The sequence below is a fragment of the Microbispora sp. NPDC088329 genome, from assembly GCF_040685655.1.
GTDB lineage: Bacteria > Actinomycetota > Actinomycetes > Streptosporangiales > Streptosporangiaceae > Microbispora.
On the sequence record NZ_JBFBIP010000026.1, the window covers coordinates 66,071 to 79,016 of the forward strand.

The following is a 12,946-nucleotide window of genomic DNA, read 5'->3' on the forward strand; positions in this document are numbered from 1 at the left end:
CGCGGATGTTCCGGAGTCAGGCCCGTGCGTCGCCGCTGGGGCCGGCCCGCCCCGCCGGCTCACGGACATCCCGCAGAAGGGCCTCGCTGCGGCTCACGAGATGAGGCAGGCCGAGCCGCCGGTGGGCGTCGCGCGCGGCCTCCGCGTGCGCCACAGCGGCGGGCACGTCGCCGATCCGGTGCAGGAGCCCGGCGACCACGTCGTGGAGCGTCCCCCACGACAGGCATCCGGTGCCCATCGTCATCAGCTGCCCCGCGATCGGCCGCAGCTCGGCGAGCAGCTCGACGGGATCGGGCCGGCCGAGCCGGACGGCGACCAGGGCCCACTGCCAGGCGACGAACTGCCACGTCCAGTCGCGTGGCCGTACGGCGCCCCAGCGGTCGATCAGGCGGTGCGCCAGCTCGTGGTCGCCCGCCTGTAGCGCGGCGAGGACGGCCGTGGGCCGCGCGATCAGGTTGGACTCGTCGGCCGCGGCCTCGACCAGCTCCGGCAGCAGCGGGCTGGGACGTCCCTGACACCAGTCCGCGAAGAACGCGTAGATCAGCTTGAGGACGTCCGGCCCCCACAGGCTGGTGCGGCGGAAGCTGCCCGTGCCGAGGGCCGCCTGCCGGTCCATCTCCGCCCAGTCGCCCGCCAGCATCGCCCGCCCGGCCGCGGCGTAGGCGACCTGCGTCTCGATCTCCGGCATCCGCACCTCGGCGGTGAGCCGCAGGCAGCGGGCCAGCTCCGCGTCGTAGTCGGCGAGCAGCCCCGCCTTCAGGAACCTGGGCATGCGGTGCAGCCGGGCGACGATCTCGGTGGCTCTGGGCAGGCCGGGAAGGCTCAGGATCTCCTCGGCCGCCCGATAACGCTCCTCCTCGTGCTCGGGCGTCCAGGCCGCGATGACGAAATTGTTCAGCGTGCGGGCCAGCAGCAGGGGGTCGCCGATGCGCCGGGCCAGTTCCACGGCTTCCAGGGCGTGGCGGCGGCCCTCCTCGCGCCGTTCGCCGTAGTACAGCTCGACACCGAGCGTGCCGAGCAGCTCCGCGCGGGTGCGCACGGCGTCCGGGCCGAGCCGGGAGAGCCGGTCCTCCAGCACGGTCACCATGCGCTGGTCCACCACGCCGTACGAGCGCCAGTTCCACAGGGTGACGCCGCCGAAGACGGTGGCCGCCTCGATGACGGCGGCGTCGTCGCCGATGCCGGTCGCGAGCGTCACGGCCTCGTCCAGGGCGCCGCGCGCGCCCTCCACGTCGCCCGTCACCCGCCGGGCCTTGCCGAGACCGATCAGCAGGGCGCAGCGGGTGGCCGCCGGTCCGGCGGCGCAGGCGTCGAGGGCCTGCTCCCAGTGCAGGACGGCCTCGTCGTAGGCGAGCCTGGCCGTGGCCTGCTCGGCCGCCTCCACGGCGTACGAGACCGCCTTGTCCGCGTAGCCGACCCGTGCGGCCAGCCCGAAGTGGTGGGCGAGCGCGGGCAGCCGGGAGCCGGGCTCGCCCCGTCGAAGGCTCTCGATGGCCTCGCCCACCCGGCCGTGGAGCTGCGCCCGCTGTCTGCGGCTCAGGCCGGAATACAACGCCTCCTGCACCAGCGCGTGGGAGAAGCGGTAGTCCCAGCCGCCGTCCACCTCGACCAGCAGTCCGGTGGCGACGGCCGGTTCGAGCAGCATCATCACCCGGGCGCCGCCGACCCCGGTCGCGGTCTCCAGCACGTCGGCGTCCACGTCCCTGCCGATCACGGCGGCGGCCCGCAGCAGGGTCTGGGAGTCCTCCGGCAGCCGCGACACCCGCTGGTTGATCACGTCGCGCACGCCGTCGGGCACGGCGAGCGCGAGCACGTCCGCCGCGCCCACGCGGCCGTCGGCGTGGGTGCTGGTCAACAGGCGCAGCAGCTCGCCCAGGAAGAACGGGTTGCCGCCGGTCCTGTCGCGCAGCGCGGCGGCGAGCTCGGGCCCGGGGCCGGCCCATCCCGCCTCGCGCAGGTAGTCGGCGATCTGCTCCGGGGTGAGCGGGGCGACGGTCATCCGTTCGGTGCCGCGCTGGCGGGTCAGCTCGCCGAGCGCCTCGGTCAGCGACTGCCTGGCGACCACGGGCTCCGGCCGTACGGTGGCGAGCACCAGCAGCGGGACGCGGTGCAGGTCGGCGCCGAGGAAGGTGAGCAGCTTCAGTGAGGCGGCGTCGGCCCAGTGCAGGTCCTCCACCACGATCAGGACCGGAGCGGCGAAGGCCCGCCGCGTCAGCGCCCGTGTCACGCTGTCGTGCAGCAGGAACCGGGCGGTGTCGGGGTCGGCGGTGTCCGTGTGGTCGCCGTCCGAGAGGCGGTGAGCGAGCCGGGCGAGAGCGCCGTCCTCCCCGGCGCTGCCGGTCGCCGGAGCCGGGTCCGTCACCGGAGCTCGGCCGGGTCCGAGAGCCTGATCCGGTTCCGCTGCCGGGTGATGCGCGGCCCGGTCCGTCTCCAGCGCGTTGAGCGCCTGGATCCAGGGCCAGAACGCGGGGGCGCCGTTGCCCTCGACGCACCTGCTCCAGGCCACCGCGGCTCCGCGCTCGGCCGCCATGCTCGCGGCGGCCTCGGCGAGGCGGGTCTTGCCGATGCCGGACTCGCCGCTCACCAGGAACACCCCGCCGGCGCCGCGGCGCAGGTCGTCGAGCCGTCCGGCGATCCGGCGCAGGTGCGGCTCGCGTCCGACCAGGCCCCGCCCCAGCGAGCCCTGTCCCCGCGAGCCCTGTCCCAGCGGGCCCTGTCCCAGCGGGCCCTGTTCCGGTAGCCCTCGCACGGCCGCGTCGCAGGTGCTCTCGTCATCGGCGTTCCCGCCTGCCCGGCCGCCCTCCGTGGGATCCCCCTCATGCCTCGTGCCCGGCTCCGGCGGGACGGCGATCACAGGGGTCCACGCGGCCGCCAGAGACTCGTCCTGGACGAGGATGGCCTGCTCCAGCCGCCGCAGTTCGGGGCTCGGGTCGAGGCCCAGTTCGTCGCCGAGCAGTGTGCGGCAGCGCTGGTAGGCGGCCAGGGCCTCGGCCTGCCTGCGCTCCCGGTAGAGGGCCCGCATGAGCAGCGCCCACAGGCCCTCGCGGTAGGGGTCCTGTTCGAGCAGGCGCTCGACCTCGACCGTCACCTCGGCCGCCCGTCCCAGCGCGAGCAACGCCTCGGCACGGACGGTCAGCGCGGCCAGACGGGTCTCGTTCAGGCGGGCGACGGTGGACCGGGCGAACGGCTCGTCGGCCAGGTCGGCCAGCGGTTCGCCCCGCCACAGCGCCAGCGCGGGGCCCAGAACGCGCTCGGTCTCCTCGGGGCGGCCCGCGGCCAGGGCGGCGCGCGCGGTCTCGGCCGCCCGGCCGAACCGTTCCGCGTCGACCTGATCCGGCTCGATGTCCAGCAGGTAGCCGGGCTCCCGCGTACGCAGGACCCGGGCCGGGGAGCGCGGACTGCGCCGGGGTTCGAGCGTCCTGCGCAGGTGTGAGATGTACGCCTGGAGCGTTCCCGTGGCGCTGGAGGGCGGCTCGTCCCGCCAGAGCCGGTCGATGAGCTGGTCGAGCGGCACGACGTGGGGCGCGTTCAGCAGCAGGAGCGCCAGCACGGCGCGCTGCTTGCGGGGCCCGAGATCGAGGATCGTGCCGGTGCCGTCGGCGACCTCCAGCGTGCCGAGGAGGCGGAAGTCCAGGGTGGGACCCCGACGGACGTCCAGGCCCTGGCGCGGCGCGGCCGACTGCGCGCCGTCGATGCCCGTACGCATCACAACTCCCGAACGAGCCAGGCGGCCCAGGGCCGGATTTCTGGCTCATCATACGCGTATGTCCGCTCCTTCCCGCGAGGGAAAACGCGGTCGCTTCCGTCGGTGAAGCCGGCGCTTCTCAGCAGGGCGGGCACACCCCCGTCCCCGGGGCGGGGGAGGAACCACACGACGCGTACGCCGTCCGCGCGCAGCTCCATGAGCAGGTCGTCGAGCAGGCGGCGGCCGAGCCCCCGGCCGCGGTGGGGGACGGCCACGGCGAGCGCGTGCAGCAGGGCCCACCGCGCGTGCCCCTGCGCTCCGGTCTGCCGTGATGCCCCGGTCTCTCGCGATGCCCCGGTCTCCAGCAGCGCGGCGGCGAGCGGGGCGGCGGCGGCCGGACGGGCGATGTCGGTCAGCACGTAGAGGCGGCACCGGGCGGCCGGCGCCTCGCGCAGGGCGTGTTCCAGCGCCGGGCCGATGATCCGGGTTCCCGGTGCGCCGGCATGCGCAGGCACCTCGCGCAGCAGCAGCGTGCCGGGCGGCGCGGCGTCCCGCGCGGGGCCGATCGGGGCGTTCTCCGGGGGGCGGGGCCGGGCAGGCGGCTTGGTGTCCGGTTGGACCCCCGGCCGGGCGCCGCGGGCCGCGGCGTCGCGCGGAGGATCGGCCCGGCCCGGCTGCCCTGCGTACGGCGGCTGGCGCTTCTTCGACGGCGGCGACATCGTCCCAGCGTGCGGGGACTGTCTTGGACACCCCTAGGACGTCTCTAGGAGTCCTTTCAAACATCCCGCGGGCCCCGGCCCGACAGGCGCAAGCGAACACCAAGACCCCGATGCGACAACTGTCTCCGTCACAGACGACGACATCCGACATCCGAAGGACGGACATGCACAGCATCATCGAAGACGCGCTGCGGGGACAGGTCGCGGGCGGGGTCCTGGTAGCGGGGCAGGACGGGTTCGAGGAGGAGGCCGCCGGGTTCAACCTCGCCGTGCGCCACCGGCCCGCCGTGATCGTCGCGGCGCGGGACGCCTTGGACGTCGCCGCGGCCGTGCGGCTCGCCGCCGCGCACGGGCTGCCCGTGGCCGTGCAGTCGACCGGCCACGGCGCCGTGCAGGCGGCCGACGGCGCCGTGCTGATCAGCACCCGCGCCATGCGGGAGGTCGTGGTGGACGCCGCGGCCCGCACCGCCACCGTCGCGGCCGGCTGCACGTGGGGCGACGTCATCGCCGCCGCGGCGCCGTACGGCCTGGCTCCGCTGTGCGGCTCGGCGACCGGCGTCGGCGTGGTCGGCTTCACGCTCGGCGGCGGCATCGGGCCGATCGCGCGGACCTTCGGGTTCGCGGCCGACCACGTGCGGGAGCTCACCGTCGTCACCGGGGACGGCGTGGTCCGCACCGCCGACGCGGTCAGCGAGCCCGACCTGTTCTGGGCGCTGCGCGGCGGCAAGGCCGGGTTCGGCGTCGTCACCTCGATCACGGTGGACCTGCTCCCGCTCACCGGCCTGTACGGCGGCGGTCTGTTCTACGCCGCGGAGGACGCCGGGCGGGTCCTGCACGCCTACCGGAGCTGGACCGGCACCCTGCCGGAGACCGTCACCACCTCGGTCGCGCTGCTGCGCCTGCCCCCGCTGCCCGAGCTGCCGCCGCAGCTCAGCGGCAAATTCGTGGTCCACCTGCGGGTGGCCCACGTGGGGGAGGGGCAGGAGGCCGAGGCGCTGCTGGCCCCCATGCGGGCCGTGGCCGAGCCGGTGCTCGACGCCGTCGGGCCCCTGCCGTACGCGGCGATCGACTCCATCCACCAGGACCCGACCCACCCCATGCCGGTCGCCGAACGGGGCGGGCTGCTGCGCGAGCTGACCGCCGAGACCGTGGACGCGCTGCTCGCGGTCGCCGGCCCGGCCGCGCCGGTTCCGCTGGCCGTGGTCGAGCTGCGCCAGCTCGGCGGCGCGCTCGCCCGCCGGCCCAAAGAGCCGAACGCCGTGGGCGGGCGCGACGCCGCCTTCACGCTGCTGGCCATCGGCGCACCGGTGCCCGAGTTGATGGACACGGCCGTCCCCGCCGCCGTACAGGCCGTGATCGAGGCACTCGCGCCCTGGTCGACCGGCGGCGCGCTGATCAACTTCCAGGGCGGCGCCCTGGCTCCCGAGCAGATCTCCCGGGCCTGGCCGGAGGAGACGCTGCGGCGGCTCGCGAAGCTGCGCGATGTCTACGACCCGGCGAACCTGTTCCGTTTCGGCCACGTCGTCCCCCGCCAGGGCTGAGCATGGCCTCATGAACGATGCCCGTGTGCTCGGTGTCGACGCGTGCGGGGCGGGCTGGGTCGGGGTGGTCCCGCCCGCCGGTCCCCGGGACGGAGGGACGGCACGCGCCTACTTCGCGACCCGCGTCGCGGACCTGGTCGCCCGGGCGGACGCGGACGGCGAGGTCGCCGTCGTGGCCGTGGACATGCCGATCGGCCTGCCCGACGGCGGCCCCGGCGGTCTTCGGGGCCGGGGCCGCCGCCGGGCCGACGTCCTGGCGCGCGCGGAGCTCGGCCCCCGGTGGCGGTCGGTGTTCATGACCCCGGTGCGCGCCGCGCTCGAGGCGGACGACTACGCCTCGGCCGTGGCCGTCAACCGCCGCCTGGCCGGCGAGGGCGTTTCCCGCCAGGCGTACGGGCTCAGAAGGAAACTGCTGGAGGTGGAGCGCTGGACGCGGGAGTCGGGCAGGCGTGTCGTGGAGGTCCACCCCGAGCTGAGCTTCGCCCGGCTCGCCGGGGCGCCGCTCCCGCATCCGAAGACGACGTGGGCGGGCGCCGAGCGGCGGCGTGAACTGCTGGCGGCGGCGGGTGTCGTGCTCGCCGGCGACCTCGGCGGGGCCGGGGCGGTGGCGGGCGTGGACGACGTGCTCGACGCGGGCGCCGCCGCCTGGTCGGCCCTGCGGGTGGTGTCCGGGGAGGCGCGGCCCCTGCCCGATCCTCCCGAGGTCTTCTCCGACGGCATCCCCTGCGCCATCTGGGCCTGACCAAGACAGGCATGGGGCCGTACGCCGCGTCCCGGGGGGATGCGGCGTACGGCGAGGGAAGCTCAGGCGAGGTGCTCGGCGAGCCGGTCGAAGAACTGGAGCCAGCCGGCCTTCGCGGCCTCGGCGTGCGCCTCGTCGGTGTTGTAGCCCTCCTGCGTGAATCGCATCTCCGTACGGTCCCCGAGGCCGGTGAGCGTGACGGTCGCGACCGAGGCCACGGCGCCCTCCTGGTTGCCCGGGTCGCCGGTGGTGAACACCAGGCGCTCGGGCGCCGCGACCTCCCGGTAGACCCCGCCGAGAGGGGCCTTCGCGCCCTCCGGCGACACGAGGCACGCGCTCCACTCGCCGCCGGGACGCAGGTCCATGGTGATCAGCGAGACCGGGGTGGTGAAGCCGTGCGGGCCGAACCACCGGCTGAAGCGCTCGGGCTCGGTCCACGCCGCGAAGACGGCCTCACGGGGGGCGTCCAGGACGCGGGTGATGGTGTATTCGAGGTCGGGGGTGTTCGTCATCGTCATGCCCATCGTGTCGGGGGTTCGGACGTACGTCTTCGAGGGGAGGATCAGGAGAAGAGCCGGGACAGCCAGGACTGCCAGGCGGCCTCGGTGCGCTCCTGGCCGGCGTTCTCGGCGAAGACGTGGTGCCCGAGGACCACCACGTTCCCCCGCTTCGGCCCGGAGTGGATGAACCCGTAGAGCCCGTCGGCGGTCCGCACGCCGAGGAAGTCCGGCAGGCGCGCGTAGTCGACGACACCGTCCTCCTCCGGCAGCCCGTCCACCGCGATCCGCACGGGGTCGCCCTCGCGGACCGTATCGGCGAGGCCCAGCGCGCCCTTGATCGCCGTCCACGCCTCGCCGCGCTCCGGCGCGTGGGGATGGACGGCGCCGACGACCGTGACGGGCCGCCCGCGGAAGTGCGTCAGATACTGGGCGAGCTTGTGCAGGTACAGGTCCCATCCCGCGACCATCGCCTCGTACTCGGTCTCCCAGTCGTCGCCCAGGAAACCGTGCTGCACCAGCCGTAGGACCGTGCTGCCGTGGTCGCGTCCCTCGATGAGGTACTCGAACGCCATGAACGTGCCGTCGGGGTTGTCGTCGCCGCGGTACGCGAGCCGCTTGCCGGGCTCGTACGCGGTCACGGTGGAGCTCTCGCTGTTGCCGAACACGGTGAACCGGCCGCGGCCGCCCTCGACGGGCTCGATCTCGGTGCGCCCCATGAACCAGGAGTCCACGCCCGGGCCGGTCGCGATGGCCTCCCAGACCTGCTCGGGGGTCGCGTCCAGCTCGATTTCCTTGCGCAGCTCGAATTCGTGGGCCATCAGGTCTCCTCGTCGGATTGGGGGGAAGCCGTCCGGGGGACGGCAGGGTGGACGGCGACGACCAGGCGGTGCTCGCGCCCGCCTTCGGCCGAATCGTCGTGGTATTTGCTCACGAGCGCGGTCACGACGGCCGACAGTTCCTCGGCGAACGCGGCCCGGTCGGCGGCCGAGGCGAAGCGCACCCTGCCGTCGATGGCGAACGTCGCGAGCTTCCTGCGCGCCTGTGCCGCTCCGACGATCAGCGTTCCCACGTCGCGTACGAGCTGGGCGGCGAGCGCCAGCAGCCACCGTGCGGACAGCCGGTCCGGCGAGCGCGACGGATCGGGCGCGACCGACGCCAGCGCGGCGGGGGAGATCACGAACGACGCCGCCGACGCCCGCATGACCCGCTCGTTGACGTTGCCCTTACGGCGCTCCTCGACCAGCTCCACGAGGCCGTGCCGCTCCAGCGTCTTGAGGTGGTAGTTCACCTTCTGCCTCGGCAGCCCCACCTTGGCCGCCAGCATGGTCGCCGAATTGGGCTCCGCCAGCTCGGCGAGCAATCGCGCCCGTATCGGATCCAGGGAGGCCTCCGCCGCCGCCGGATCCTCGATCACCGCCACGTCCTTCATGTCTCAAGGATGGCCTCCGACAAACAATTTTGTCAAGACAAGCAGAGATGTCGGATGGGTGCCGCACTTTGCCGACGCGAGGCCCCCCGTGTCGCCGCGCTTGAGTGCCAAGTCCGCCTTATCCACTCATTACGCCTATAACGTTGTGCGACCGATCTGTCACGCGATGTAATCACATCGGCGATGGGCCGGACCTACTGGCTCCGAAGGAGTGAATATGACGTTCACAGCTATGAACCCCACGTCCATGGCGACCATGCTGGGGTACGGCGCTCAGCACCAGATCTCGCCCCTGCAGCAGCTCGGTCAGCAGATCCCGGGGCTGCAGCAGCAGGTGTCGCCGCTGGCGATGATCCAGCAGGAGGAGCAGATCCTCCCGCAGGAGCACCTGGTGAGCCCGGTGACCTTCTGGACCAAGGTCGCGCGGCACAGCGTGCGCTACGGCGCTCACGCGGCCCGCCAGATGCTGGAGGGGGTGCTCTACCAGCACCAGGTCAGGGAGCAGATCCAGCAGCAGGTTCAGCAGCAGGTTCTTCCGCCGCAGGTTCTGCAGGCCCTGCAGGCCATCCAGGCCCAGGCCCAGCAGATCCCGCAGGTCTACGGCCAGTCGTACGCCACCCAGGCGTACGCGCAGCACCCCGGCCAGCAGGCCCTGCAGCTCGGCATCCAGCCCGTCATGCCCCAGCACGTGCAGGCGGCGTACGGGCAGGCGGCGTACGGGCAGCACATCCCGCTGACCGCCCAGCCGCTGTCGCAGGCCTATGGCCAGCCGTACGGCCAGTCGTACGGCCAGCAGCACCAGCAGGCCGGGCAGCAGGTCCCGGTGCCGGCCGGTGCCGTTCTCTGATCGGAGGAACACCGTGGAATCGATGGGTCCCGGGATGGGTGCGGTGACGCCCCCGGTCGTGGGGGTCGCTACGGGGCATCCGGCGCCGATCGCGCCTCTGCAGGCGCACTGCGCCGTGACGCTCCAGCGGCTGTACGGCTGGCTGCAGGCGTCACTCCCGCAGGCGCCCCAGGTCGCGGGGATCATCCCGCTGCTGGTGCAGGCGGTACAGCTGTACCGGACCGGGCGGTACGACGCGTGCCTGGCGCAGATCCAGTTCGCGCTCGGCGTCGTCAACCCCGGGCGGCCCGCGGTTCCACTGCTGTGACGTGATCATCTCGGTGGCCCGGACCGGTCGGCGGCCGGTCCGGGCCCCCGCCGTCCCGAGACCGGCGAATTGTGATGACAGAGCCCGAACCGCCTGCCGCGCCGCGACCGGGCGCCGCCGGCCACACCAGCCTGAGCTGGGTCCCACCCTCGCGGGTGAGGTTTCCTGCTTCCTAGCCGACCGCCGAAGGGAGGACCCTTGCGGACTCACGTCAGCTCCACAGGCAGACACCGCACGACCAGCGGCCAGGATGTTCTTGGCGGCGTTGACGTCCCGGTCGTGCCGGGTGCCGCAGCCCGGGCACGTCCAGTGCCGGGTGGAAAGCGACAGCGTGGCGAGCAGGTGCCCGCACACACTGCACGTCTTCGAGCTTGGGAACCAGCGGTCGATCACGACCAGGTGCCGCCCGGCACGCGCGGTCTTGTACTCCAGTTGGCGGCGGAACTCCCCCCACCCGCAATCGGAGATCGCCCGCGCCAGGCAGCGATTGCGGACCATGCCGCGCACGTTGAGGTCCTCGATCACGATCAGGTCGTGGTCGCGGACCAGCCGCGTGCTGGTGCGGTGCAGGAAGTCGGCGCGGGCGTCGCGGACCTTGGTGTGGGCGCGGGCGACGAAACCTCGTACAGGAAGTCGTGGCCGCCGTCGCGTTTCAGCTGGCGCAGATACCGGTCGCTCTGTGCATAAGAGGTCGTCACGCCCTCGGCGCGATAGCGGGCGCGCCGCCAGGCCAGGACCGTGTTCCAGACCAGGCGCACGCAGCCGAACGTGCGGTTCAGCATCGCAGCTTGTTCGGGGGTGGGGTAGACCCGCACCTTGAACGCCGTACGCATGTTCGGATCGTCATTGCCCTTTGCTCGCTTGGTCAGCGAAAGGAGAAAGTCATGAACGCTTGGCGCTCTGGGCTGCCCCAGCTTCGCCGGGCCGCCCCTTGTGGGGTCCATATTCCTCCCGGCATTGAAGGACCGATTTTCCTCCGGAGGCTTCGGTGACCAGTAACGACAAGCCCAAGGACGGAAGCGAGGAGCCGCGCCCGGCGTCCCCGCGGGGGCGGCAGACGTCCCGCCAGGCGCCGCAGCCGGTGCAGCCCCGGCCGCGGCGCTACATAGTGGCCGCGCTGCCCCAGCCGCATCCGGCCGCGCCGGCTCTCGACGGCGACACGGTGCGCAGGCTGCTGGAGGACGACCCCGAGGTGCGCGTGCTGCGCCGGTTGCGGGGAGCGGCGGGGAACCCGGGAGCTCAGGCGCCCGGGTTTCCGGCCGTGGTCGTGGCGGAGATGACCGCCGAGCACGTCGAGGCGCTGCGGCGGCAGTATCCGCAGCTCTACTTCGAGCGCGACCGGCTGCTCACCTACAGCGACGTGCCGCAGCCGCCGCGCAGGCGGCGGGCCGCCCCGGCGGTGGTGCCGCCGGGCGTGGAGAGCACGTTCGCCTTCCTGGTCAGGGACGCGGACGGCACACCGCTGCCCGGCGCGAGCGTCCTGGTGACCGGACACGGCTGGCCCGCGCAGACATCCACCGGGGCCGACGGGCGCGCGGTGGTCACGATGGTGGGGGAGACCCCGGAGTCGATCACCGCGGTGGCGGTCCGGCCGCGCTCCGGCTACTGGAGCGTCCACATCGACCGCCCGGCCCTGTCCACGACCCGGGACAACCTGATCGAGCCGACGCGCCTGTCGGAGACCTTCGCCGGCTTCCCCGGCAAGCAGGTCTTCGGCTGGGGCCAGCAGGCGATGAACCTCGACCGCCTGCCGCCCACGCTGCGCGGCGCGGGGGTCAGGATCGCCATCATCGACTCCGGTGCCGACGTGCGGCACCCCGACCTGCGTGACCGCGTACGCGCCGGCGTCGACCTCGTCGACGGCGAGCCCGACGGCTGGTCCGTCGACGCCGCCTATCACGGCTCCCACTGCGCGGCCGTGGTGTCGGGCGCGGACGACGGCCGCGGCGTCGTCGGCTTCGCCGTCGAGGCGGAGGTGCACGTCTGCAAAATCTTCCCGGGCGGGCGGTTCAGCGACCTCATCGAGGCGCTCGACTACTGCGTCGAGCAGCGGGTCGACGTCGTCAACCTGAGCCTGGCGAGCAGGCACCACTCCCCGCTCGTCGCCGCGAAGATCGAGCAGGCGCGCGAGGCGGGGGTGGCCTGCGTGGTGGCCGCCGGCAACGACGGGGGACCGGTCGGCTTCCCCGGCACCCTTCCCGGCGTGCTGACGGTCGCGGCCGTGGGCAAGGCCGACGCGTTCCCGCCCGGCACCGCCCACGAGGCCGAGATCCACGGGCCCATGACCGGCGACGGCTACTTCTCGCCGCGCTTCACCTGCCACGGCCCCGAGATCGACGTGTGCGCCCCCGGCGTGGCCGTTCTGTCGGCCGTGCCACCGGACGGGTACGCCGCGCTCGACGGCACCTCCATGGCCGCGCCGCACGTGGCCGGTCTCGCGGCCCTGGTGCTCGCCCACCACGGCGACTTCCAGGGCCCCTACGGCGCCAGGGACGCGCGGCGGGTCGACCGCCTCTTCCACATCATCAAGTCGAGTTGCGTCCCGCTGAACCTGGGCGACCTCCACCGCAGCGGCGCGGGCATGCCGAACGCGCTGCGCGCCCTCGCGCCGGCCCTCGCGCAGATCACTCCCGAGCCGGTGGAGGCGGACGCGCTGCTCGGCGAGCTCACCGCCGAGATGACCGGCGCAGGACTGCTCGCGTCGAGTGCCTGGGGGACGGGCGGGTCCGGCCAGACGGGGCCGGGGGCGCAGCCGGGCACGGCGCCCCAGGCGGCGTACGGCACGGGCACGACGGCCAACGGACCGGTGCGCGGAGGTCTCGTCACCGGCGGCCCGCGCGGGCATGCCACGACGAGCGGCGGCGGCGTCCCGTCGGCCGAACAGGGCGGAGCGCCCGGGGGCGCGGGGACACGGGCCAAGCGAGGGGGATCGGCCGCCGCCCGGCCGTACGCCACGGGGCCCGCGGGCGGGGACCGGGCGCCCGGCGACGTCCCGGCCGGCCCTCGCACGGCGAACGGCACGCCCGCGGCCGGGACGGGCCCGGCCGCGCGCGAGCAGGCCGCGATGGCCTGGCTGACGGAGGAGATGCGGGCCGCGGGACTCCTCGGCGAGGACCCGGCCGACCCGGCGGAATGAGGCGGGCGGAATGAGGCCCGGCGGAATGAGGCCCGGCGGA

11 protein-coding genes and 1 pseudogene are annotated in these 12,946 nt (G+C 74.0%); 5 read left to right on the plus strand and 7 right to left on the minus strand.

The window, feature by feature from the left end:
• Positions 1-16: 16 nt before the first annotated feature.
• Both AB0O28_RS34265 and AB0O28_RS34270 read right to left on the minus strand, forming a co-directional pair.
• The gene (locus AB0O28_RS34265; protein ID WP_363646725.1) at positions 17-3,706 is read right to left on the minus strand and encodes a BTAD domain-containing putative transcriptional regulator; all 3,690 of its coding nucleotides are present in this window, start codon (positions 3,704-3,706) and stop codon (positions 17-19) included.
• Positions 3,706-4,404 (minus strand): GNAT family N-acetyltransferase, encoded by a 699-nt coding sequence (locus AB0O28_RS34270; protein ID WP_363646726.1) that lies wholly within the window; start codon positions 4,402-4,404, stop codon positions 3,706-3,708. The genes AB0O28_RS34265 and AB0O28_RS34270 overlap by 1 nt, the downstream gene beginning before the upstream one ends.
• 164 nt (positions 4,405-4,568) lie before the next feature.
• Between AB0O28_RS34270 and AB0O28_RS34275 the strand changes: the two genes are divergently transcribed.
• Both AB0O28_RS34275 and AB0O28_RS34280 read left to right on the plus strand, forming a co-directional pair.
• On the plus strand, positions 4,569-5,945 hold the full coding sequence (locus tag AB0O28_RS34275; RefSeq protein WP_363646727.1) for an FAD-binding oxidoreductase: 1,377 nt from the start codon (positions 4,569-4,571) through the stop codon (positions 5,943-5,945).
• A gap of 10 nt (positions 5,946-5,955) precedes the next feature.
• Positions 5,956-6,687 (plus strand): DUF429 domain-containing protein, encoded by a 732-nt coding sequence (locus tag AB0O28_RS34280; protein ID WP_363646728.1) that lies wholly within the window; start codon positions 5,956-5,958, stop codon positions 6,685-6,687.
• Positions 6,688-6,749: 62 nt separating this feature from the next.
• Here the strand turns inward: AB0O28_RS34280 and AB0O28_RS34285 are convergent, their stop codons facing one another.
• The 3 genes from AB0O28_RS34285 to AB0O28_RS34295 are packed head-to-tail and all read right to left on the minus strand — an operon-like array spanning position 6,750 to position 8,616.
• Complete coding sequence (locus tag AB0O28_RS34285) at positions 6,750-7,205, minus strand: SRPBCC domain-containing protein (RefSeq protein ID WP_363646729.1); 456 nt, start codon at positions 7,203-7,205, stop codon at positions 6,750-6,752.
• A gap of 44 nt (positions 7,206-7,249) precedes the next feature.
• Positions 7,250-8,005 (minus strand): SRPBCC domain-containing protein, encoded by a 756-nt coding sequence (locus AB0O28_RS34290; protein WP_363646730.1) that lies wholly within the window; start codon positions 8,003-8,005, stop codon positions 7,250-7,252.
• Positions 8,005-8,616 (minus strand): helix-turn-helix domain-containing protein, encoded by a 612-nt coding sequence (locus tag AB0O28_RS34295; protein WP_363646731.1) that lies wholly within the window; start codon positions 8,614-8,616, stop codon positions 8,005-8,007. The genes AB0O28_RS34290 and AB0O28_RS34295 overlap by 1 nt, the downstream gene beginning before the upstream one ends.
• A 217-nt stretch (positions 8,617-8,833) precedes the next feature.
• Between AB0O28_RS34295 and AB0O28_RS34300 the strand changes: the two genes are divergently transcribed.
• Positions 8,834-9,463 (plus strand): hypothetical protein, encoded by a 630-nt coding sequence (locus AB0O28_RS34300; protein ID WP_363646732.1) that lies wholly within the window; start codon positions 8,834-8,836, stop codon positions 9,461-9,463.
• 22 nt (positions 9,464-9,485) lie between these two features.
• On the plus strand, positions 9,486-9,770 hold the full coding sequence (locus tag AB0O28_RS34305) for a hypothetical protein (RefSeq protein WP_363646733.1): 285 nt from the start codon (positions 9,486-9,488) through the stop codon (positions 9,768-9,770).
• 162 nt (positions 9,771-9,932) lie between these two features.
• On the opposite strand, the pseudogene AB0O28_RS34310 reads toward AB0O28_RS34305, so the two are convergent.
• Both AB0O28_RS34310 and AB0O28_RS34315 read right to left on the minus strand, forming a co-directional pair.
• Positions 9,933-10,385, minus strand: a pseudogene (locus tag AB0O28_RS34310) (RNA-guided endonuclease TnpB family protein); the annotation flags it as partial.
• Complete coding sequence (locus tag AB0O28_RS34315; protein ID WP_363646734.1) at positions 10,298-10,714, minus strand: helix-turn-helix domain-containing protein; 417 nt, start codon at positions 10,712-10,714, stop codon at positions 10,298-10,300. The gene AB0O28_RS34315 and the pseudogene AB0O28_RS34310, both read right to left, overlap by 88 nt.
• Positions 10,715-10,758: 44 nt before the next feature.
• Here AB0O28_RS34315 and AB0O28_RS34320 point away from each other — a divergent pair, with 44 nt between their 5' ends.
• A complete protein-coding gene (locus AB0O28_RS34320; RefSeq protein ID WP_363646735.1) occupies positions 10,759-12,906 on the plus strand; it encodes a S8 family serine peptidase in 2,148 nt (715 codons plus the stop codon).
• Positions 12,907-12,946 lie beyond the last annotated feature (40 nt).

What these genes read in the sequence shown, in the direction of transcription:
- AB0O28_RS34285 (WP_363646729.1), bottom strand. Translation starts at nt 7,205, where the DNA reads ATGACGATGACGAACACCCCCGACCTCGAATACACCATCACCCGCGTC.
- AB0O28_RS34295 (WP_363646731.1), bottom strand. Translation starts at nt 8,616, where the DNA reads ATGAAGGACGTGGCGGTGATCGAGGATCCGGCGGCGGCGGAGGCCTCC.
- AB0O28_RS34300 (WP_363646732.1), top strand. Translation starts at nt 8,834, where the DNA reads ATGACGTTCACAGCTATGAACCCCACGTCCATGGCGACCATGCTGGGG.
- AB0O28_RS34270 (WP_363646726.1), bottom strand. Translation starts at nt 4,404, where the DNA reads ATGTCGCCGCCGTCGAAGAAGCGCCAGCCGCCGTACGCAGGGCAGCCG.
- AB0O28_RS34315 (WP_363646734.1), bottom strand. Translation starts at nt 10,714, where the DNA reads ATGGACCCCACAAGGGGCGGCCCGGCGAAGCTGGGGCAGCCCAGAGCG.
- AB0O28_RS34290 (WP_363646730.1), bottom strand. Translation starts at nt 8,005, where the DNA reads ATGGCCCACGAATTCGAGCTGCGCAAGGAAATCGAGCTGGACGCGACC.
- AB0O28_RS34305 (WP_363646733.1), top strand. Translation starts at nt 9,486, where the DNA reads ATGGGTCCCGGGATGGGTGCGGTGACGCCCCCGGTCGTGGGGGTCGCT.
- AB0O28_RS34280 (WP_363646728.1), top strand. Translation starts at nt 5,956, where the DNA reads ATGAACGATGCCCGTGTGCTCGGTGTCGACGCGTGCGGGGCGGGCTGG.
- AB0O28_RS34275 (WP_363646727.1), top strand. Translation starts at nt 4,569, where the DNA reads ATGCACAGCATCATCGAAGACGCGCTGCGGGGACAGGTCGCGGGCGGG.
- AB0O28_RS34265 (WP_363646725.1), bottom strand. Translation starts at nt 3,706, where the DNA reads ATGCGTACGGGCATCGACGGCGCGCAGTCGGCCGCGCCGCGCCAGGGC.